This window comes from Paenibacillus sp. FSL R5-0519, from assembly GCF_037974275.1.
Taxonomy (GTDB): Bacteria; Bacillota; Bacilli; order Paenibacillales; family Paenibacillaceae; genus Paenibacillus.
This window is the reverse complement of sequence record NZ_CP150234.1, coordinates 362,730-386,709: the sequence shown is the minus strand read 5'-3', so window position 1 is coordinate 386,709 and position 23,980 is coordinate 362,730. Positions and strand designations below refer to the sequence as shown.

The 23,980-nt window shown below is 43.2% G+C and carries 11 protein-coding genes; all 11 read right to left on the bottom strand.

Features of this window, described 5'->3' with window-relative positions:
• Positions 1–40: 40 nt before the first annotated feature.
• Positions 41–2,764 carry a stalk domain-containing protein gene (locus MKY73_RS01595; RefSeq protein ID WP_339305366.1) on the bottom strand — a complete coding sequence of 908 codons (2,724 nt, stop codon included), beginning with the start codon at positions 2,762–2,764 and terminating at the stop codon, positions 41–43.
• Between the two features lie 226 nt (positions 2,765–2,990).
• Positions 2,991–4,217 (bottom strand): stalk domain-containing protein, encoded by a 1,227-nt coding sequence (locus tag MKY73_RS01590; protein ID WP_339305364.1) that lies wholly within the window; start codon positions 4,215–4,217, stop codon positions 2,991–2,993.
• A 116-nt stretch (positions 4,218–4,333) separates the two neighbouring features.
• Positions 4,334–8,116 carry an S-layer homology domain-containing protein gene (locus MKY73_RS01585; RefSeq protein WP_339305362.1) on the bottom strand — a complete coding sequence of 1,261 codons (3,783 nt, stop codon included), beginning with the start codon at positions 8,114–8,116 and terminating at the stop codon, positions 4,334–4,336.
• Between the two features lie 189 nt (positions 8,117–8,305).
• Positions 8,306–9,508 carry a methionine adenosyltransferase gene (metK, locus tag MKY73_RS01580; RefSeq protein WP_339305360.1) on the bottom strand — a complete coding sequence of 401 codons (1,203 nt, stop codon included), beginning with the start codon at positions 9,506–9,508 and terminating at the stop codon, positions 8,306–8,308.
• A gap of 255 nt (positions 9,509–9,763) precedes the next feature.
• Positions 9,764–10,036 (bottom strand): alpha/beta-type small acid-soluble spore protein, encoded by a 273-nt coding sequence (locus MKY73_RS01575; RefSeq protein ID WP_017691962.1) that lies wholly within the window; start codon positions 10,034–10,036, stop codon positions 9,764–9,766.
• A gap of 149 nt (positions 10,037–10,185) precedes the next feature.
• Positions 10,186–10,779 (bottom strand): hypothetical protein, encoded by a 594-nt coding sequence (locus MKY73_RS01570; protein WP_339305358.1) that lies wholly within the window; start codon positions 10,777–10,779, stop codon positions 10,186–10,188.
• A 136-nt stretch (positions 10,780–10,915) separates the two neighbouring features.
• Positions 10,916–13,567, bottom strand: coding sequence for a hypothetical protein (locus tag MKY73_RS01565; protein WP_339305356.1), 2,652 nt, complete (start codon positions 13,565–13,567; stop codon positions 10,916–10,918).
• Positions 13,568–13,697: 130 nt separating this feature from the next.
• Positions 13,698–17,333 (bottom strand): S-layer homology domain-containing protein, encoded by a 3,636-nt coding sequence (locus tag MKY73_RS01560; protein WP_339305354.1) that lies wholly within the window; start codon positions 17,331–17,333, stop codon positions 13,698–13,700.
• A 518-nt stretch (positions 17,334–17,851) separates the two neighbouring features.
• Positions 17,852–18,193: a hypothetical protein gene (locus tag MKY73_RS01555; RefSeq protein WP_036612519.1), complete on the bottom strand. Its 342-nt coding sequence runs from the start codon at positions 18,191–18,193 to the stop codon at positions 17,852–17,854.
• A gap of 206 nt (positions 18,194–18,399) precedes the next feature.
• Entirely contained in the window at positions 18,400–22,395 is a 3,996-nt protein-coding gene (locus tag MKY73_RS01550; RefSeq protein ID WP_339305353.1) for an S-layer homology domain-containing protein, read from the bottom strand.
• A gap of 165 nt (positions 22,396–22,560) precedes the next feature.
• Positions 22,561–23,688 (bottom strand): MraY family glycosyltransferase, encoded by a 1,128-nt coding sequence (locus MKY73_RS01545; protein WP_339238171.1) that lies wholly within the window; start codon positions 23,686–23,688, stop codon positions 22,561–22,563.
• Between the last annotated feature and the right edge of the window lie 292 nt (positions 23,689–23,980).

Sequence of the window (23,980 nt, the reverse complement as noted above, 5' to 3'; positions counted from 1 at the left end):
CGACTCCATTTCTATCGTTTCCGGTATATATCATACCATATCACGATGAGATGGTAACGGTCTTCGTTTTCTGTTCCCATTTTACAGTCAGACCAAGTTGCTCGGAAACGAGTCTTAACGGGACTAAAGTCCTACCACCCGTTACGTATGGTGCAACAGTTGCGCTCTGTCTTTTACCATTCAGAATGAATTCTTTCTGCCCTACAACCAGATCAATCAGCTTGCCACCACGTAATACCGTGATCCGCTGATTTTTGCTATCCCAGCTTGCCTGACCACCAAAAGCGTCCAAAACATGTTTGATTGGCACATACGTGGTACCATTTTTCAGGACCGGTGCTGCATCAATGGCTTTTTTCGTTCCATTCACCGTCATCGATTTCTGTCCAAGCACAAGCGAAGCTGTACCCGTAGGCAATCCAACTTCACTGGACTTGGAAGGCATCGTGAATGCGATGTTGTCAAAAGCAACCGTACCTGATTTCGCACGCTCATCCTGACCTTCTTCCACGTTCACCACATAGACCCGCTTCAGGTTCGCCGGATAGGCAATGTTCAGTCCGTTCAGGTCCACACTCAGCTTCTTCCACCCGTTCCAGTCAATCGCCTTGGCGAGATCGGCATATACCGTTTTGCCATTGGCATCCGTGAATTCGGCACGCAGCCAGTTCAGGCTCTTATCTCCCAAAACATCCATGGACATTGATGTAGCTGCTGCAGATACCTCTTTACCTGTGGAACCGTTCAGTTGTGCATAAGCATACATTTTGCCTGTTCCAGCAGTCATATCATAATCGAGTTGCAGCACATTGGAGCCAGCTTTTTCACCAGTTCCTGCAGTAACGGTTGCTGAACCAGTCACACCCGCTGCGTTCGTCGTGAAGTTGATCGGATAATTCACGTTCTCGAAATTCTCCCAGATCGTTTCGCTGGCAGAAGCCGAGAGTACTACGACTGTGCTATAACCATCATAACGACCAATCGCATATCCCACTTGTGCACCAGAATTGACGGAAGATACGGTTAATTGGTCAGCAGTAACTTTACCTTTGAATCCGATAAATTCCCATGTCAGCGAGTCTGCCGGAACCGTCACACTTTGTCCGCTCTTCGTTGTTGCCGTTACAGGAATGGACATCGTTGTGCCTGCTTTGAGCGAACCGAGACCCGATCCTGCTGTCAGGGAAGCCAATTCACTTCCACCCAGTACCGATACTTTAATGGAGGATGAAGCTCCATTGCTCGTTGCTGTCAGCGTTGCTGTACCTGGCTTCACCCCTTTGATCGTTCCGTTGCTAACACTCACGATACTGTTGTTGCTGGACTTCCAGGACATGCTGATATCGCCTGTTGCGATCGGGTTGTAGTATGTGTCATATCCTTTGGCTGTGTACTTGCCCTCTTGTCCCACCAGCAACGTTTGGCTGCCACTCACGGCAAAGCCCTTCAGTTTACCTGCAGGAGCCGTAGAGAACACCCCCAGCGTGTTTACAACCTGACGTTGCTCGGTACCATACTCTGTGTTGAACGTCAGACCAGCAGTTTGCTCACCTAGCGGACGGGTTACCATCGTTGTGGAGCCGCCTCCGTCCAGGTTCATGCCTTTCCAGACACCCACACTGGTCATAAAGGATTGCAGTTCCGTCAGCGACATCCCGCTGCTGTTACTGTTTTTCTCCGCTGCAATGATGTAGACATACCGACCATCTTGAGAGTAGCCTACTGCCGTTCTTGCACGAATACCACCAATGCCGGACGCTGCGATATCCCGGGAGAAGGAAGCTGCCTTACCACCGTTCACCAAAATGGTATGACCACCAATCATCATTTCCAGATTACTTGGATCAACCGATTGTCCGGTTGTTTTGGCTTTCAGCTTGTAATCCGCATCCAAGGTTTGCCCAACAGAGAGATGGCTCATGATCCATGTCGCTGCTGTTCCATGCGCACGCAAAATGTACCCATCCTGCGGCACCGTCATGTTTAATGCTTTTTTATCCGAGATTTGGGTAATGACTCCGTTCTGCACGAGAACCTCTGTCGGTGTTGTGGAAGGGTCATTCGGACGTTTAGTGGATGTCCATGCCGGTGTATAAATATACATCGAGTTGGCATGACTATATTTCACCGAACCCGACTCTACCGTATAATCCTCTTTATTTATCCCACGCAAAGCAAAGGTTGAACCATCCTGTGCCTTCACGGTTCCGTCAAAAGAATATTCGTCGATCATCGGCTTGCCATCCTTGGTCACCGTGAGGGCATACATGCCTGACAGTTCGGAAGGTGTGGAGACCAGTACGCCATCGGAGACCTGTCCACCAATGGGCGCGAGCTCCCCGGATACATTGAAGTAATCGCCATTCACAGCAGCTACTGCACCATTTTCCTTAGCCATGGCACCTGTGCTCTGTTTACTGTTCAGATTACCGCCCTTGCCTGTCATCACATCCAGCTTCACATAAGGGTTCTGTAGATCCACCTGAATTACATCTGCCAGTACGTTGACCTTGGAACCGGAACGTGTTGTTGTATATCTGTATTTCATGAGCTTCGCACCCGAAGTCAGAATTTCTTCACTCAATTTGCTTGTATTCGTAGATGCCGCTGCGGCCACCGATTGCCACGAAGTACCTGACCACATCTGCCCACCTGCACTCATCACCGGTGCAATCCAGATCACACCCGCCAGCGTCACAATTGCCCATTTCTTCACCTTACTGCTCTTAACGTCTTCCAGCTGTTTCCCATGTTTCCCCAGCATGTCTGAAACGTCTCTCCCATCTTGTATATCAATCTTAGACATCCCAACACTGCCAAGTAGGCAGCTGATCGCGAGATCCCTAGTATACTCTTCTATTAATAGACTGCTTTTAGTGGAAAAAGTTACGCCCATAGCTAACTTTGAGGATATTCTTGGCAAAAAAGAACCCAGGCGCAGCATTATCTGCACACCTGGGTTCTACCTGAACAATGATTTATGTTGAATCCTATTCTAATTCTGGAAAAAAAATTTCGGGAAGCTCTCTATTGGTTTCCTCGTAGTTAGCATCAATGTTAAATTCATCACTATAATTCCAGTGCCCATTGGCATAATCAAGATAGAGGAGTGCATTATACTCAGAACTATGCTGCTCTCCATTCTCTGAAATGCTACTCCATTGCAACGTAGCATGAACAACGGCTTGCTTCTCCCCAAGAAACACGACACGTTCGTTGGACATATGGTGCGTAGCATCTTCATACTCGAAAGAAGCCTTTTTACTTTTCTCCCAAGTCATCCAGTCAGCAAGAGCATCTGAATTTCTTTGCTGAATCTTATATGGCGAAGTATATTTATATGTTAATTCATAATCTTCCTGATTCAAGGCTTCATAATATGTCCTCAGATCTGACAATATGCTTTGTTGCTTTTCTTTAAAATTCTCCTTTATATTATCAGCAGATGTATCAATATCTTCTGGGAGACTGGTATAACTGGACAGATATTCCGACTGAAGAATTTTCCACAAATTATTTTCCTTCTTAATTCGGAACACGATCTCATGTTGGTCGTCCATTACCTGATTATTATGGATATATGTAACATACAATAATGCCTGGTTCGCAGACTCATATGTAATGCTTGTTATATCGATACTGTAAATTCGATCCGGAATTTCGCTCTCTGGGAGTGTAATCTTACTATCCGTCAGATAGGATCTCTGCATATGATCTAGAGCAAGTAGTTTTACAGTGAAAGCTCTATCATATGTTGTTATCAAATCAAGTATCTCTTTCTCTTGACCATACCCATACTGCACCATCCACGCCGTATTCGACTTTTGATCATATTTAACCGAGTGCTTGGTTAACCAGGCGGCATAACGGATAGGTAAAAAGAATTTTCCATCAATCTGAATACCTGGCCTTTGTAATTCGTAGTAATCTCCCGATCCACTGATGTAACCATCGTCCGGTAGAAAGATAAATTTTGATTTCCCGATCTTAACTGAGATCTCTCGATCTACCACTGAGTACTCCGCTTGGTACCCCATTAGTTGAATAAACTCTCGAAATGGAATATACACCGTCCCTGATTTTGTCATCAGTTTAATGTCAGTAGGCTTTTCATTAACGTACAGTTGTATGGATTCTTTATTATTTTGAGCATAAGCCAGTGATGGTATGGATATCAACCCCAGAACGAGGAAAATTACTAGCATTTTTTTAAGCAAATTTACACCCTCTATCCATGAAATTTATGACTTTATAATATAAAAAAGCGAAACCAACCAGTTGAACTTATTCCCCTGATCGATTTCGCTTCACTAAGATAAAGAGCTAATTACTATTACAGATATCCTAACTTATCCAGTACCCGTTTCAACATCACTGCTGCCTGAGCGCGAGTCGCGTTCCCTTGTGGCTCGAATGTTCTCGCTGTCATGCCTTGAATGATTCCCTCTTGCACCGCTTTGGCAACAGAATCCTTGGACTGAATCTTATTGCTGTCCTTGAACTTGGATAGAGTGGTAGCAGCCGAAGATTGAAGAGAGACTGTTTTACCACCGTAGTTCATTGCACGTACCATCATAAGTGCCATCTGTTCACGCGTAATGGGGCGATCCGGCTTAAAGGTACCATCGGTATTTCCCGTAATGATTCCCGCTTCAGCTGCAGCACCGATATAGGCACTTGTCACGCTACCACTACGAACATCTTGGAAACGACTTGCTGCAGTAGGTTCTCCATTCAGTCCTAGACCTCTAGCGACCAATTCAGCAAATTCCGCACGTGTTATGTTCTCATTCGGTCGGTAAAAGGAACCACCCGGTGTGTTAATTATCCATTTGGCAGAGAGCTCCTTAATGACCTCACTAGCCCAGTGTGAGGCTGTATCCGGATAACTAACGATGTTGTTAACAGGGACTACTGATTGATTACCATTCAGCTGTCCTCGAACAACTACACCACCTGTCGTATTTTTAAAGGAACTAGGTACATTCGATAGCCTAAACGTAACTGGATCGATATACGTAAATCCGGATGTTACACTTGGGGTATTGCTAGCCAATTGCATGGCCAGTTGGCTTTTGACATTCTGATCCACACGTTGATCGCTTGTTCCGTTACCGGCATACAAATATACGTCCGTATAGTTGCCAAGCTTCTGTGCTCCTGCACCTGCAATCAAGCCTTCCATCGTCCCCGATGAAGACACAGGCACCGTCTCTAACTGAACGTATAAGGATGGAACTGCTGCTCCTGTCGTTATACTTGTGTTTGACGTTCCTACACTCCGACTCATAGCCGCCATATCTAAATTAGACAATGGCACCGTCCAGAGAAGATCGCCATATTTCACACCAATAGTGCCTGTACGATAACTTGCAGCAATCTGAGTCAGTGCATTCAATGGTAATCCAACATATGCAGCCGATTCACTGTCCGGAATCTCAAATACCACCGGCTGAGTCAATTTCCCGTTTGCTCCAGCGTATTCAAAGGACTGAATCAACTTGGTTGCATCCACGTTGAATTGACGAGTCGGCCGATTATAGTGAGACATCGCAGTTACAGCAGAAGCCGTAGTATTATTCATGACAAGTAAAGACTGACCATAGCTCGACGCATCCAATTCCGACAACCAGGAAGGACGGTTTCCTGACTGATTATTGTTCGAACTATTATTCGTCTGTTGCAACGTAAGTGGTCCAAATGCCGCTACAGTGACATTCGACGCATCACGTAACGGCACCGCCCCAGGTACATAACTCACCGTTCCCGTCGGAGTAGCTGTCGATGCTACTGTTGAAGTATCCACTTTCAACGTCACCACAGAGCCAGAAGCTGAAGCAGACAATACGGTTGTCGTTGAATTACCAATCACTACATTGAACTGAGATGCTGTTAGTGCAGCCTGGGACTGGATTGAATCACGGAAATTAATCTGAACCGTGTCTCCTTGAAGCGTAGCCGACAGGATTTTGCCATTCCCATATGTGTACGTTACTGGAGTCAGATTGAGATATCCTGCTGGATTATTGTTCAGATCCGTTAATCGCAATGCTCCGGGTACATATGATAGCGATATATTTTGTGTATCCTTTACCGCTGAAGCCAGCGTTAACGTGACCAGATCATTTTCGATCTCGGAATCATTAACGAAGACTGGCTTGCCATCAACCAGAACAGAATATTGGCTGTTGAGCGGTTTATTTGTCGTGTTCAGTGGTTCATTGTAACGCACCCATAACTTGTTACCACTCACCTCAGCACTCTTGAACTCAGGTGGTTTGGTATCGATGGAATTGCGGACATAGAAGCCGCTAAATCCAGCAAGAGCCTGTCCACGTGTATCTTTAACAGGCCATGAACCTGGCGTGTATGCGACCCGCACGACTTCACCATCCGTAATGGACCGACTGAGGTTCAATGTCACGACTGAGCTGCCATTGATCGATATGCTATTGATGCCTACAGCCGACTGATCCGCAGTTACGCTGAACTGTCTTGCTGCATCACTTGAAGTGATATATACCGTCTCAGGATAGTACAACGTCATTGTACTGTAATACACGTTACCTTCTCGCGGCTTGGACATAACAGAATCTAAACCGTTCTCCACATCTCGTGCGCCAAAAGCAGCCGCAGCATTGGAGGACTGATCTGTAAGACGATTACCTGTAGTACCCGGTGTATATGAAATCCGTACAACTTGTCCTACAGCTACACCTGTATCCAAGACAACATATACACTGTCACCTGAAATATAAGTGGAGCTGACATTCCTCTTTTCACCATTTACAGTTACAGCATAAGTACTACTCAGCGAATTAGTGCTGTACAGCCACTCATCATACGTCAGGCGAATGGTGTTATTGCTATGCATCTTAGCATTTTTCAACACAGGTGCAGTTGTATCTGCACTTAATGTTTTAAATGCCCATGATGTAGACCCATTAAGACCTGTAAATGTATTTCCTGCTTTATCACGAAACGCATTGGCTGGGATGTCTACCACGTAATTTGTGTTGCTATCCAATGCGTTGGTAGGTGTAATCAGCAATTGTCTATTGTTTGAACTATTTATGACTGTCTTAGATGAAACAATTGCTCCATTTGATTTTTTGAGCGTTACATTCTGAATGTAATTCGGATCAAGTTCCTTGTTGAATGTAACTGTTAAATTTCCCGTTAATGGTGCATTGGTAGTACCGTTTGCGGGAGATACAGTAGATACCATAAGGGACGTCGGATCGGATATGACATTGAATCCCCAAACATTCCCACTAATTGCACTGATATCATTCTCATTACTATCCTTCAAAAAACCTTCTGGCATTACGATGTAATATGTAGTGTTGTTGTTCCAGTTATTCGTGGGAACGATCGTAATCGTATTGGTTCCAAAACCTGTAATTCGAGGTGTTCCTGCGTTTACTGGAATCTGCTCAAATACAGTACCACCAACTCTTCCCTGATAAATAATGAGATTACCTCTACCTGCGGTTACCGGCTTATCGAACGTCATTACTACCTTAGTTGAAAGGGATACCATTGCTGCGTTATCAGGAACTCTACTCACAAGAGAAGTTGAGCCTAGCCCCAGAGCACTGAAGGTCCACTCTTTGTTAGTCAGTCCTGGAAATGGAGTATTGTCTGCGTAAACAAATGATTTATTATCTATCTCTACGTAGTATGTTGCTCCCGGTAGAGTCTTGCCCAGTGTAATCATCACTCGTAGGCCAGTAGCTGGTACAGGTGTGTTGTCCCCAGCATCGGGTGTCGTAGGGTCTGTAATCGGTGGTGTGGGATCAATCACGACTTGGTCACTGGATACCAGCACCGAACCTATCGTTGTATTGTCATCCAAACGCTTAATCAAGATTGAACTTTGTGTACCGGTTGCCTTCTGAACAGGTTTATCAAAATCAATAACGAATGGTACTAAACTATCCACATTCGTTCCTTTCACAGCAGGAACAGTATTCGTTATTCCATTTGCACTTAATGCGTATGCCGCATATGCTTCCCGCTCGACTCCACTCCAACCCGTAAGCCAGCCTTGAGCCGTTAGCATGACGATCAAGAGTCCAAGTATGCCTTTTCTGGCAATTCTCTTCAATTTCACTGATCTTCCCCCTTATCTGAATTTCTTCTCTTGTCTGATGTACAGACCTCATTATGTATTTCGGTTAGAGAAGGGATTTCATTTAGTTATTTGGGGATATATTCCATAAAATGATAGAAACACAAAAAAACCCTTAATTCCTTATCGGAACCAAGGGCCTCATAGAATGATCCACATGCCGTTAGCTAATTACAGACCTGCTTGAGCTTTCAAAAGGTCTACTTTGTCCACTTGCTCCCAAGGTACATCCAGGTCTGTACGGCCGAAGTGACCGTAGGCAGCGGTTTGTTTGTAGATTGGGCGACGCAGATCCAGCATACGGATGATGCCAGCCGGACGAAGATCAAAGTTGTTGCGCACAAGCTCAACCAATTTCTCTTCGCTGACTTTGCCAGTTCCGTATGTATCCACGTTAATCGATACCGGGTTGGCTACACCAATCGCATATGCGAGCTGGATTTCCACTTTGTCTGCAAGTCCTGCAGCTACAAGGTTTTTCGCTACGTAACGAGCCGCATAGGCTGCGGAACGGTCTACTTTTGTCGGATCTTTACCAGAGAACGCACCACCGCCGTGACGTGCATAACCGCCGTAGGTATCTACGATGATCTTACGTCCCGTAAGGCCTGCATCTCCCTGAGGTCCGCCAATAACGAAACGTCCTGTTGGGTTGATGAAATATTTAGTCTGCTCATCCAGCAATTCCGCTGGAACAACAGGCAAGATGACATGTTCTTTGATGTCTTTTTGGATCTGCGCAAGTGTAGTCTCTTCAGCGTGCTGAGTAGACACAACGATTGTATCCACACGTACCGGCTTGTCACCGTCGTATTCAATCGTTACTTGCGTTTTGCCATCCGGACGAAGATATTCCAACGTACCGTTCTTACGCACTTCCGCCAGACGGCGTGCGATCCGGTGGGACAATGCGATTGGCAAAGGCATGAGTTCAGGTGTTTCGTTCGTTGCAAAACCGAACATCAGACCTTGGTCACCTGCACCAATGTTTTCTGTTTCACGAGCGACTTGTTCCGGGTCACGATTCTCAAGCGCTGCGTTAACACCTTGGGCAATATCAGCGGACTGCTCATTCAGAGAAGTCAGAACTGCACAAGTGTTATAATCAAAACCGAACTTGGCACGTGTATAGCCAATATCCTTAATTGTATTACGAACGATGGACGGAATGTCCACGTATTCAGAAGCTGAACTGATTTCACCGATGACAAGCACTAAGCCTGTGGCTACGGAAACTTCGCAAGCTACGCGAGCATTGGGGTCGTTTGCAAGAAACGCGTCCAATACGGCGTCTGAGATCTGATCGCAGATTTTATCCGGATGTCCTTCAGTTACAGACTCCGATGTAAATAGATGCCGGCCTTTAACAGACATGAAGTTTCAACCTCCCATAACTAGTAGTATGGCGATTGCCCGAACAAAACATGACAGCGATTCGTTCACTGTACCCTCGAAGCTTTCCAACATGGAATAAGGACCCTGGGTCCGCAGTTACGAAGATAAGGATTTTTCAGGTAATTGCCTCAAACGAAAATCAACCTTTCCCTAGTGGAAAAGGTTGCATACCTCAAATGCCATCTTAACGTATTTGTCAAGACGTGTCAAACGAAATGGGGTAAGGAAAATGCCCTATAAGTGCTGCTCTGCCTGACGAATTAGCCTCTTGGTGATCTCTCCACCAACCGATCCATTCTCGCGTGAAGTCAGATGTCCCCACCCTTTGTATTGCCCATAAGAATGATCACTCACTTCACCCAGTTCAGATCCAAATTCTGTATCCGCACCAGCCAATCCTCTGCCACCATACCCCACATTGAGACCAAATTCTGCAGCAATCTCATACTTCATCTGATCCAGCATTTGACGACTTTCGGGTACCACTTTGCGATTGCTTCTAGCCATAGTTCCTGCACCTCCGTTAAATTGGTTGTCAACAGTTATAGAGTGAGCAGGAACAAGGCTGGCTAGCCGTATTAATGTTTGTTAGAACTGGGTAATCTGAGCAAATGAAATGTATGAATAATGAATAATTCCTTTATCATTAGCAAAACCTATTTCAAAGTATATCCACCACGAACCATTACGGTTAGGCTATATTTGTTTCCTTCCAATACCGTGATCCCCCGTCCATCCCTTGGAAAAGAGAGCAGGTGATTGGTCGGCGCTGCCTGTCCATTCGTCAGGTCAATCCCGTCCGTCAGATCCGCTACACCATTCGTACCTTCACTGACGATCACAGCTTTACCGCTACGTACAATGAACTCCGCGCCAGACTTGCCGATCAGCTGTTGACCCGGCTTCACGGTTACGATCTCAACGGCTTCAGAAGCGCCTGAGACCAGTGGAGGAAGTGAAGTGTCTCCACCTGTGCTACCCGAGTTCCCGGTTCCCGTGGAGCCGGTATTGTTACCATTTCCTACATTGTTGTCTGTTCCCGTACTGGTACTACCGTTTCCAGTCGGAATTTTACCGCCCAAAGCCTGTTGGATCTGCTGATCTACATAACTCTTCGTTACAACCGGATCATCTGCTGTTCCTGGTTGGCTTGTGCCTGCTCCAATGGCTGTATTGCTGTATACCGACCCAACCCACACGCCAACACCAATGGCGAGCGCAGCGAGGGATACTTTCATGTAAGGTTTCATGTGAATCATTTTCCTCCTCTGGTAATCTATTAACTTTAACTATAGAGAATAAATAGACATGCGACAAGCAAAACCTCACTTCCGCAGATGTGGAAGCGAGGTCTTAGCTTTAAAATATCTTAAATTTTCGTACAAATTACCGATTATTATTGGGATTATTAGAACCCTCTTCCGGGAACTCCGGAAAGATCGGTTCTTCTTTAGGCAGTTTGGACACATCGTAACTATAACCTTGTTCTGCAAGGCGTAGGCGTTGTCCCTCGAACACATCATACAAGGCTACGCGATATGAGCCACCACGTATTTTATCAAATACCGTATCATCAATACTCCAGTTGAGCGTCTGGTTAATGCCTGTCTTCAGATCGGTTCCTGGTGTGATCTCTTTATCAAACACTTTACCTGACCCATCAGTTAGAGATAGAACAAGCTTGTGTCCATACTCTCCACTATCCACAGCTTCCTCCTGTGTTAAGGAGTAGATCATCTCAATCTGTACTGCCGTTCCACCTGTAAGGTAAGCTTTAATATTGCTGCCCGAGAATTTGAACGGATACAGGTCTATATCATTCAGAGATGATAGAACAGATAATGATTTCGGTTGCACCTCGAATGACATGGCATTAACATAAGCCGTCGCCTCGCCTTCACCCGTGACAAACTTGTTGTCAGCAACCCCTTCACCTACAATCAGACGCATATCAGATAATGTGTTAACACTCTTCGGTACTTTAGCCCAGAACGTCACGATGCTCTTCTGACCTGGTCCTGGTACACGGTTTGCCTGCTTGGCTGTTGCTTTGTAATATTGACCATCTGCTGTTTTGTAGTATCCTACCAACTTCGCAAGGCCACTCTGACGCAGAGACTTATTCGTCATCTCGAATTCGGTATATACAATATCGGACGAAGATCCCGGATACACATACGTTCTGCGTATGCCCAGCTCTGTTTCTTTATCAGAAGTTCCTTGGGTATAAGTCTTCCCTTCGCCTACATAAGAGAGGGGCTGAATTAACCCAGACGTGCTAAGAGTAATCCAATCATTCTTTTCTTCCTCACTTACTTTCTCCAGCAACGTCAATTCCAGACGGCTCATGTTGAGTTCAGATGGAATCTTCGTCAGGAGATAAGCTTCCATCACCATCCCCGAACCGAGCAACTTGCCGCCTTGCGCGCTAATCAGCTTCGTATCTCCATCAATTCTAGCAGAATCAATCGTGAACATCGCTTCCAGCTCAGGCAATTGGACCGTTTTGGCTGATGCATTACGGATGGTGACCTTGGCAGCAATAATATCACTGTCTGTCCATGGGAGCCGTTGCAAGGAACCTACAGATACACCGAATGTACCTTTACTATTTTTAATTACCGTTTCCGTTGTGAGTCCATCTCCACTTGTTACGGATTCAGGAATAGCATAGATGCCAACCGGATAGGAGAACTCAAAACCGCTCGTGCCTCCACCAGACGTTTCCCCTTCTTTGCTCTCATCTTTGGTTGTAGGTGTCATGGCATATAATTTGATCTTGCTGGTATCCCCATCTCCTTGAATCGTAGTGATCAGCTTGATCGTCTTGGTCGCACCTGGCTTCAGCTTCAGATCATCTAGCGCTTTCGTCTCGATCGGATAGGAAGTACCATCTTCTGTACGGATCTCTAATGCGTATTTAGGAACCTTAACTTCTTTTTTCCCTTGGTTCTTAATGACCCACTGCATCGTTAGATCGAACTCTCCATCCTCACCACGGACACGAGCAGATTCCAGAAGAGTCGATACAGGTTGTCCATCAATCGAGATAATGTTCGGTTGATTTGCTGCTACGTTTACATTGGTTTGGCTAGCTTCAGGAAGCTGTAGTGCTGCAACTGGCAGAGCGGTCTTCTCTTCACCTTGTTCTTCCACTAGCAATAATTCTGACTTTTCCAGTTTCAACGTTGTAGGCAATGAAGCCACTAAATTTAACGTTTTGTTGGCCTGTGCCTGAATACTGACACCTGTACTATCCTTATCCGGAGTCAACGGATAATTCGTACCACCTGGTGTACGTAGAATCCACTTAATGTTTGGATTATCCAACAGCTTGTAACTGATATTATTCAGGTTTACGCCAACTTTGACGTATTGCTTCTTATTCTCACCCGGATACACTTTAATACCAGAGACTTTAACCTTGACGGCTGAGTCACTCAAACGAACCGTCTTTGTTTTGCCTACAGGTGTAGTGATGCTATATGATGCGGGAACATTGAATTTCCCCAATGTGCTTTCATAATTTGGTTTACTGAAATCCCATTTCACAATCAGGAAGTTCAGATCACTTAATTTCACTTCACGTCCAACCTTCATAACGTATGTGAGATCCACCGTAGAACCCGGTGAGACCGTCTTTTTCTCCTGATCCTTAGCGATCAGTTTCGGAGAGAAGCTTGTTCCGCCTTTTGTTTTCACTTTGCTCCAATAATCGAGCATCATCATCGGTGTGCTGTCATTATTTTTATACGTCAGTGTATACGTCACCGTATTCCCATCGTCTTGAGACAAAATATTGACGTCCGTTAAATTCACGGTACTCCGCGCAGTTACTTTGACCGCAGGCACCTTAGCCAGGGTATGTACAACTTTATTCGTAGGTGTAGTCTGTTGCTTCTTTGTTGTTGCGCTGTTATTTGTAGCAGGTTTACCTGAGTTAGCTGGTGTATTTGCAGCAGTAGCTACTAAACCTCCACTTGAACTGATGAATAACATACTAGTTATCAAAGTCGTTATGACCTTTTTATGATTCACTTCCAAACCTCCCATAAGTTGCTTGTTGCTTTATAGTATAAACGTTTAAGAGGGAAAGGAAGTTACGATGTTGTTGTAAAAAAGAAAAAAGCTTACCCATTAGGGTAAGCTTTTCTACAACTCACTGTTATTAATTAACAGAAGTTGTGATGGAGATGTTTTTGTTAACAGCAGGGGTATTTGCAGTGATTACAACATCAGCAGTTGTACCAGCAGCAACAGTATAACCCGGCAGTTTTCCAGTGATAGCAGCTCTGATTAATCCAGCTACTTGAACATCAGTTTCATTACCAGTTACCGTAATTGTAAATGTTCTAGTTAATGTACCATCATTGAAAGTGATTGTGTTCTTACCAGCAGCAGAAGCGCCTTTAGTAACTTTAAGCGTAACTTCTTGAGCTTTAGCTGTAACTTGGTCTTTACCTTCAATTACAGTTTTAACTTCGCCTTTAACTCCAGCGCCATTCAACAGGATGCTAGTTGCCTTAGCTCCCACAGCATTAGAAGTCAAAGTAATAACATTGTTATCACTTGCAATAGTGTAATCTGTATTCAAATCAGTACCAATAGCCGTTACAATGTTATCTGTTACTGTTTCCAAACTGTCAGTAGCCAAAACAGGAACAGTTTTAGAAATAGCAGTCACTCCATCATTGAAAGCCAATTGCAAGTTACCATTAGCTGGAACACCAGTCACTTCAACTTCAAGTACTTGCGCTTCACCTGGGTATGCAACAGCTCCATCAACAGTAGTAGTTGCAGATGTAGTTACACCAGTAGGTGTAGATACATTAGTAGTTGTTCTGTAGTCAGAAGACTCGCTTGCAAATTTCGTAGCGTCACCTGCCAAGTGAATGAATGTTGCATTTTTGTTAACTTTAACAATATAAGGATTGTTATCGTTGTTCTCATCTGCAAACTTCACTTCAACAGATTTACCATCTGCAGAGATTTTTGCAGTATATTCACCTTTAGCAGCTGATAGAATTTCATTTTCTGCTTTATCAGCGCGTCTAACAGTAAGGTTACTTGCTACACCATTAGCATTAGTTGCTTCCAAAGCAGTTGTGAATGGAATTTTAACTGTTCTGTCTTGTTGATACAATTCTTTGTTTGAGTTAAAACCTACTCCACTTTCATCAACTTTTGGTGCAACATTGCCGTTTGGAGTAACTTCTACAGAACCAATTTTGTTGCCTGCATAAGTTTGAATTCCATTATTGCTTACAGTGCTAACTCTGTTAGAAGATGTAACATCGGAATTTGTTTTCAAAGTTACTTTGTTTCCGCTAACGGATACAGAGTTGATTACTGTTCCCGATACGATGAAGTCACCAGCAGAAGCATTAGCGATAGCTTTGTTGAACTCAACTTCGATTGTTCTAGCATCTTTAAGAGTTGCAGTATTAGCTGTCAACGCAACTTCATTCAATGTGTTAGCTTCAACCCAATCAGTTGCTTGACCTGTTTTGGATTTCAATCCGGCAATTTTAATTCCTTTAACAGAACCACCATTGAAAGTAACTTCAGTTCCTTCAATGTATTGCGGAAGAATAACTACAACAGATTTACCGCTATCCACTACATTTACAGTAGCATCACTTGGAAGAGAGATGTTTTGTACTTGAGTAGAGTTATTTTTTTGGAAAGAGATGTAGTAATTAGCACGGTTATTAAGAGCTGTAAGATCAACTTCTCTATCGAATGTCAAAGCGATTTTACGATCAGATCCACCTTTAACATCTACACCGTAACCTGTCAATCTTGGAGCAGCACTGTCACTCGCCAAGAATGTACCTTCGTAAGTTACCAATGTGTTAGAAAGAGCAGTTCTATCTTTTACATCAGATACTTTCAAATTGTACGTACCAGACAATTTACTGAAGAATTCAACATTGAACTCTTTGTTATCATTGCCAACTGGTTGAACAGCTTTGATTGGGACAGCATTTCCGTCTTTTTTAACAGAGTAGTATTTGATATCGTTAGCATCTACTGCTTTGTCAAAACGAACAGTCAATTTATCTGCATATTTAGAACCATAAGTTGCTTCAACTACTTTAGGTTGAACAAGATCAACAGAAGCAGTTACTTTATGTTCTTTAGTAGCATTAGCATTACCGGAGTAGTCTTTCACTTCTACGAACAAAGTGGACTCGTAACCTGGAAGACGGTTACCGGAATCAAATACAACTTCAAATACATTGGAAGACAATTGAGTTACTTTACCAGTCTTCTTGCTGTCACCATTTTTCCAGTAGAAGCTATCATTAGTAACAGAGTTCGGATCGATCTCTTCGTCGAAAGTTACAGTTACTTTCTCCAATGTTGCTGCGATCTCAGTTACTTTAGGGCCTTCTGTATCAACAGCTACAGTAAAGTCAGTTGTTGCAGACAAAGATTTCAAACCTGCAAAATCTTCAACTAAAGAAGTTGTAAGCTTGTGAGCACCTTCAGAGATTGTTCCTGTGAAATCACGAAGAATAACTTCTCTTTCATTAGCACCCAGAGTTACTGAACCAACATATGCTTTATCATCCAATTGGAAGTTGCTGCTTGTTGGAGCTTTAACTGGCTCAGAGAAAGTCACTTTAATCGCTTTAGTTCCCAGAGCTTTAACTTCAGTTACTGTAGGGAGTACATTGTCAGCAGATGTGAAGGAAACCTCACCTTGTGGTACTACTGTACCTGTAGATGACTTCACGTTTTTAACAACTACTTTATAAGTAGTGCCTTGTGTGAATGCACCTGCAGAAGTTGTATCCAACAAGAGACGAACTGTTTTACCATCTTCCAACAAAGTTGCAGACTTAACTTTGCGGGAGTTGTTATCAACACTGTAGTTAGCTTTGTCAGTTGCAGTAGCTTTGTCTACTTTACCGTCAAAAGCAACGTCAACTTCTTTCAGGTTAACAGAAGAAGCAGATTGTACTTTAGTTGCAGCTTCTACAACATAAGTAACTTTTTCAGTGAAAGATTTTTCTTTGTAAGTAAATTTCACTTCAGTTTCTTTGTTAGCTTCAAGAGCTTTATCCAAAGTAACTTTTACAGTTTCGCCGTCACTGATTGTGAAAGTAACGACTTTACCGCCTTCACTTACTTCATATTTAGTAACTTTCAAGCTTTGTGCTTCGTCAATTGCGTAAGCAGCGCCTACAAGCAATTCACGGGAAGCGTTAGCTGTGAAGTTAGTGTTTGCATCAACCAAACCAGCGTTGATTGCTGCTTGAACATAACCTTTAGCCCAAGCTGGAGCAGTGTTGTTTGTTTCAGCTGGGATTTCAAGATCCAATGCACGAGTCAGGATTGTAGCCATCTCGGACACAGTCACTTTACCGTTGAAGTCGAAGATTTTCTTCTCAACGTTTTTACCTTCCATGATACCAGCAGCAGTTACTGCTTCGATGTAAGGTACAGCCCAGTTTTTAGCTGTGTAGTTTTTGTCAGTGTAAGAAAGAGTTCCAGTGATCTCTTTCAGACCCAGCAATTTAGTGATAACTTTTGCAAACTCAGCGCGAGTCATGTCTTTGTCAAGACCTGCTGTACCATCCGGATAACCGTTGAAGATACCTTTTGCTTTCAATGCATCAAACTGTTGTTGCGGGGAAACTGCTGTGTCACCGAATGCTACAGATGCAAACATTGAGAATGCCATTGCTGTAGACAATGCTACGGATAAAATTTTCTTCATAACCTTTTTTTCTCCTCCTTGGGCGTTCATAACATTTGAATTTTCTTTTTTAATAGGGTCGCTCGTATTCCTCATATATTGTTGCACCCCCTTTCCAGAGTTGTGAGCAAGTTAATATAAATGATGTCTGTGAGCATATCACAGAAACTTGTAAACTAGTTTGTAAAGCAGAATCACACGTAAATAGACTAGTTTCCTAATCCTACCTTACGTATTATACAATGGGTCTCTCGTGGCGTAAAGCAATTTTTTCTAAAAAATAGACAAGATTCTTCACGAGGTCATTCTTGGTAACAGGCCCAATGTTTTCGACTCTACACTTTAAACGCAGTAGATTTCAAAAAGTTGCGGATTGCACAAAAAAAGTTTTGATTTTTTTTATGTATAGGTACAGTGCGGGTATTGAAGCCATTCAAAACCTTTTCAAACCGTTGATACAGCAGTATATCTGGAATGGTGATCTCTGGTTTGTCTGTGCTACCAACGTTTATTTATACCCGCAACTTCAGCCCATGAAGCGACAAAATTCACAAAAAATAAAATAAAAAAGCACCCCTATTGGGATGCTTTTGCTGCAGTTCTGGAAATATAAGTTATTTAATCTTCATCGCAAGTTCAATGATTTGAGCACGCATGTTTGGATCACTGTTCAATCTCAGATACATATCGTCAATTGGTTGTCTGTTCTCACGGTACGTTTTCTCATGCTTCATCGTTGTGTGAGACCATTCAATCAACTCATTCTCAGCCAGAACCAGATTGTTATACGCATCATGGAAGCCAGTGGACTGTACAAGCCCTTCCATAACTTCCTGAGAGATCTCCTGAGTCTTGCGTGTATCTTCCAACTTTTTCTCCAGAATGACTGCCTGCTTCTCAAACTGTGTCTTTGCCTTCATGTAGCCCAGCTGGGCTTTCGAATAAATCGGTTTCATTAGCTAACTTCACCCTCTAGATCATTGTGTATTTACCGTTATTGTATCTTAAACTCTAGCAAATTACAAAAATAGTTATTGGTAAAAATTCTGTTTCTTCTATTATAAAAGTACTCTATGTCAATTCATTGACAGCCATGAAAAGGACCTGCCCCTTTAGAGTAAGGGACAGGTCCTTCCTAAATTGCATCGATGAATCAAATGAATTAACTCAAGGTTTTAGGGAATAGACCTGTGCTCTTTTTGAGCAATTCCACAGCAATCTTCGCCGCTTCCGCGCGAGTCATGTTCCCTTTTGGATTGAATTGGAATTGCGATTTCTTAGATCCTGCTACATTTACAGGACTACCATCCATGATCTTAGCCTTAGTTACAGCTTGTACAGCTGGACGAGCATAATACTCAATTGAAGTTGAATCCAGGAACGACTTGCCTAGTGCTGAAGACAACTTGCTATCATTCGCTGCCAGTTTGGCGTTCATCGCACGTGCAATCATTACAGCTGCATCTTCTCTTGATATTGGTAACTGCGGCTGGAAGAAGCCATCACTGCGTCCCGTAATGATTCCTACACGTGCTGCAGTTTCAATAGCTTCATAGTTCCAAATCTCTGCTCCCGTACCTTTTCCTACATCACTAAACGTTTGTTGCGTTGGAGTTGTAATTGGAATATCCATTCCTTTTACCAATAATGTTGCAAATTCACCACGTGTTACGCGATCATCCGCTCCAAACGAATTACTCTTTAACGGCTTCATAAGTCCTTTTGCATACATCGCATTAAGGAAGTTTCTTGCCCAAGGATGGTTCGTAATATCCGCATAACTTCTACTTTGTTTCATTACTTTATAATATCCAAACTCATCAAACGGAACAGTAATTGTATGCTTTTTCGTGTCTACTTTACCGCCAATAGGTACCCATGTACCTGCCCGTGTTTTGTCAGAAAGACGGAACACCGTAATTGTGGAACCTACATCATCAACAATAGATGGATCGTAGTTTAAAACTAATGTACCACGGTTAGATGGCGTAAGAATGCGCTCAGCTGCAAACGTAGTGAAGATTCCATCCATACTATAAGGTGTAACCCCATTCGTCGCGGATCTGTAGCTACTATCATTTCTATTGCCTAACTCACCTATCCCTCCGTTAATCCAATAAATATCCGAGATCAACATAAAGTCACCTGTATCCGAAGCGGATGAGAAATTACTTGATACAGAAATTGGAATCTCAATTTTCGGTTTGTTCTCTCCTCCAATTTCCGTATCATATCCGTAATCATTAATTTTCTCTACAATCCCTTTTCTGGGCTCTGCAATACCAAACAAGATTTTATTGTTTGGATAGAACTTTGTGATACCAATAGCATTCTGTGATTGCAATACGGTTCCCTTCGGGAAGGAAAGTGATATGTTTTTATTTAAAGCTGTATACTTATTCGCCACTTTAGGTGCCATATACTGCGAACCCGTTGTCACTGCACTGGTGTAGTAGACTGAGACTGTGTCAGTAATCGTTCCACCCGGACGGGTAATCTCAATTTTGATCTTATTGTCTTTGTCTGGCTTCAATCCTACATAATCCAGGACAAATCGATTGTTATAATCTGTACGTTTCTCAGCAGGTTCTTTCCCAATCAGAACTTGAGTTGCACCTTCCGCTTCAATATCGAAACGTATATAGTTTTTGTTAACAACGATCTGATCCCCTACTGTCGGTTGTGGGGCTAAGATCCGATATGGAGCAGGCTCACGTACAACCTCTATACGTTGTGTCGATCGAGCACCTGTACTATTAATTAACTCAAGTGTATACACTTGAGTCCCCGGCGCATCGAACTTCAATCCACGAACCCGTCCAATGAACGAATCCTCATTACCTGCAAAGTCCGAGCCTGTTATATCCCCAACTGTAGCACCGTTATCTTTACTATCCAATACATTTTTGTTGTCGACTGTCTTACTAAAAATCACTTTTGACCCATAGCTCAAATTAATATTTTGAGCCCCGTTTCCTTTGAACACAAGGTCAAATTCTTTTTCACTGGTTACATATTTCCCATCTTTTAGAATGAAATCAGGAGTCACCGCAAAGATCCTACTTAATTTCTCTTCCGTGTAGTTTGTAACCGATTCATTATCAAACAATTCTCTACTTGTAGGAATCCGTGTTGGCATAAAAGATGCAATCGTTGAGTTATATGAATCTACTACATTAATTTTCAGAACCGAAGTTATGGTTTTCGGTCTTCCACCTGCATCGTCAACAACCGCACGAATATCAATGGTGTTCTCTCCGTAATAAATCGGACCATTTTTTTTGATTGGTAAACTAAACTTAAATTTTTCTTGTTTCGGAAAAGCAATCACCGGAACCTTTGTAGAACCTGCTGGAACTACCAGTGTAGTATCATTCACTAAGCTGTCTACAGTTGTTGCAACCAATTGGCCATTGACAAGCATTTCTGCCTTCAATTCATTTAGGTTCTTAAAACCAAGCAGTTCCCCTTCTACGTTCAGGAACTTATCTCCAGTGGATGAATCAAATGTATACGTTTCTCCAGTCTGTATACTACTTACATAAATAGAGCTAATTGTCGCGTATGTAACCTCGACAACCTTAGCCAGATCGGGTTCGGGATTATCACTGAAAGAGAAACGTAGTTGCTGCTTACCACTTGCAAGGTCAGTGATTTCATAAATCTGCTCGTTATCTTCTAACCCCGTTACTGTACCAGTAATTAGTTTAAGATCAACTGGTTTAAGTCCTGATGGCAAATATACACCTTTCAAAGTTGGAGCTGGGATCTTATTGAGCGTGCTTCCTGACTCTACAAGAATGTACAATTTATCTTCTTGCAATGTTGCACCATTCAGCGGTCTTTTGGAATCAACAGGCGATCCTTCTTTATAGTTAGGTAAGTAATACAGGTTGGTAATATCTTGTGCACCTGATGAATACACATAACCGGCTGTATATTGCGCACTAAACGCACCTTGGGTTACTTTGACTACAAGTGTCTGATCCTTGGCAGCTTTTGCACTGTCATTGGCACTAGGGATCAGATCAAACTCCTCATTAGATGTAAAGCTTACCATTCGATACTTGACCGACTTCCCATCTGGGCCTGTAATCAACTTCTCATCTTGATCTCCTACTATAATATTGTATTTGTCAATATCACCTTGGATGTTTATGGTACCCTCATCTGCAAATTTCCCACTACCTTCCACATAAGGAACCAGGATCTGACCCGATAATTTACCTTTGGTTTGATTTGCGCTAGTAAAGGTTGCTGGCTCCGTTTTGCTTATTACTGATTTAGTTTCATCACCAATTGTCACTTTGAGATCTACGAAAGGCTTGGTTTTATCAAAGTAATAAACAATACGCTCCGTTTCTATCCCATTTGGTTGACCCTCAATCTTGAACTTGAGAATATTTTTACCCGATAATAGCTTTATCTGAGATGCAAAGAAACTGCCATCGCTCGTTACAGGCGGGTCAATGGGCTCTCCTCCATTAACTGAAATTGAGACTTGAGTTGCATTTTTAACCGTACCTTGAAAATCGACACGTTCTGTATCAACAACTGTCTCTGTGCCCTCATTCAAGTTGTATGCTACTCCACCCCCTAGGACGGTACGATCTGTGTAGAGTACGAAGTTTTCGATATAAGGAGCCGGATCATACATTACATAGAATGTATCCGAACTCTCTACCGAACTATTACCTTGTGTCCCTATAAACGTTATTTTATTAAAGCCTGAAAATAAAGCTACATTACTAGCTGTAAATCGGTTGCTGCCACTATCCGTAATTGCCGTAGTTACTGAACGTGTCTCATCTGGAACCCATGTACGTAGATTCCCCTCTTCAACAAGCTTCAGTTGCTCGACTCTTACCTTTAAACTGCTACCGTTAACCTTGGCAAATGTACCTGTAATATCTAACGAGGAAGTAGGGCTTTTATACACAAGTTCTCTAGAGAGGAAATTGGAATTATCCGTCTTAGTAGAATCATAGATTAGCGAAAGTCTTGAGCTTTCTCGGATCGTGCGATCGGATGGTGTGAAATACGTTGAAAATGCATCTGCAGCGGACGCAACGGACGCACTGAACAAACCTTGTGGGAACAATGAAAACACCATGGTGGCCAACATGATCCAGACCAACGGCCGTTTCTTTTGTTGCATTAAATATCATCTCTCCTCTTTTTAAGTCAGTTACCTTTATATATCGGCAAAAGGTTCCAATTATTTAGTAAAAAGCTCAAAATAAACAAAAAACCTTATCCACAAGGGATAAGGTTGGGTCTGGAATAATATTCAAGAATAGCTATAACCATTACATTTATCTATTTATGATTTCGAACGAGTCTCCGGGCTCATCTTAACACGCATGCGCATCAGGAAATTAATAACCGGTCTTCTCGTTTTGCTAACAAGTCCGATGACTTCTGCTCCCACCTGGAGGAAGAACATCATGATACAGATAACCACAAACGTTACCCAGTTCGCTTCGAACATGGCAGCGGATGATTGGATAATTGCCAGAACTCCGAAGAATGCGGCAATTCCATAAATGATCAATACCGTCTGACGGTGACTGAATCCAAGTTCACGCAAGCAGTGATGCAGGTGACCTTTATCCGGTGAGAAGATCGGCTTCCGTTGTACCGCACGACGAATGATCGCGAAGAATGTATCCGAGAGCGGCACACCGATGATGATCAGCGGTGTAATGAAGGACACGACAGCAATTTGTTTGAATCCGAGCATGGATAACATCGCCAGAGAGAAACCAAGGAACAGTGACCCGGTATCCCCCATGAAGATCTTGGCCGGGTGGAAGTTGAAGAACAGGAATCCGATAATGCTACCCAGCAATACAAGACACATCAAGGCAATCATCATGTTACCCATCAGGAAGGACATCACGGCAATGGTACCAATGGCAATACCAGATACACCGGCTGCCAGACCATCCAGACCATCAATCAGGTTAATCGCATTGGTTACACCAACGATCCATAAGATTGTCAGCGGAATGGATACCCAAGCCTCGAGTGAAGAATAGGAATCCTGAAAAGGAATGTTAACGAAATCTACGCGAATGTTAAACCCGAATACAACGACAGAAGCAGCAACGATCTGACCGAGCAACTTCACTTTGGCCGACAGCTCAAACCGATCATCGAGTGCTCCGATCAGTACGATAATGGTTCCACCAATCAGAAACGCGCTGACAAAACTCATATCACGAGTCGTGAACCATGCCGATACAAACGGAAGCAATGCAGCAACTGTAATAATAAAGGCCAGGAATATCCCCAGACCACCAAGACGTGGCATGATCCGTGTGTGTACTTTACGTGCATTCGGCGTATCCATTGCGCCAATGCGGACTGCGAACTTTTTGACAAGTGGTGTCAGGGCAAGAGCCAGTCCCATTGACACGATAAATCCAATGATAAAGATCGCTACCATTTGAACATTCGACCCCCAATTATAATACCTGTACGAAATTATAAATCCCCTGATCTCTTTTTATATATAAAAAATTATTGTTAGTCACTTTTGATGAAATGCCATTTGCACCAGAACGGAGAGGGCAGAAATAACCTGTAGAAGCGAAGCGTTCGCCTTTATCGCGGGATTTCAACCTTGTAAAGGTGGATAAAAGAAATCCAGAGATAACAGCGATCAAAAGGTTATTCTGACATCGAAGTGGCAACGTGCAACTTAAAGTTTCATTTGAGTGGCACACATGTAATCCGGA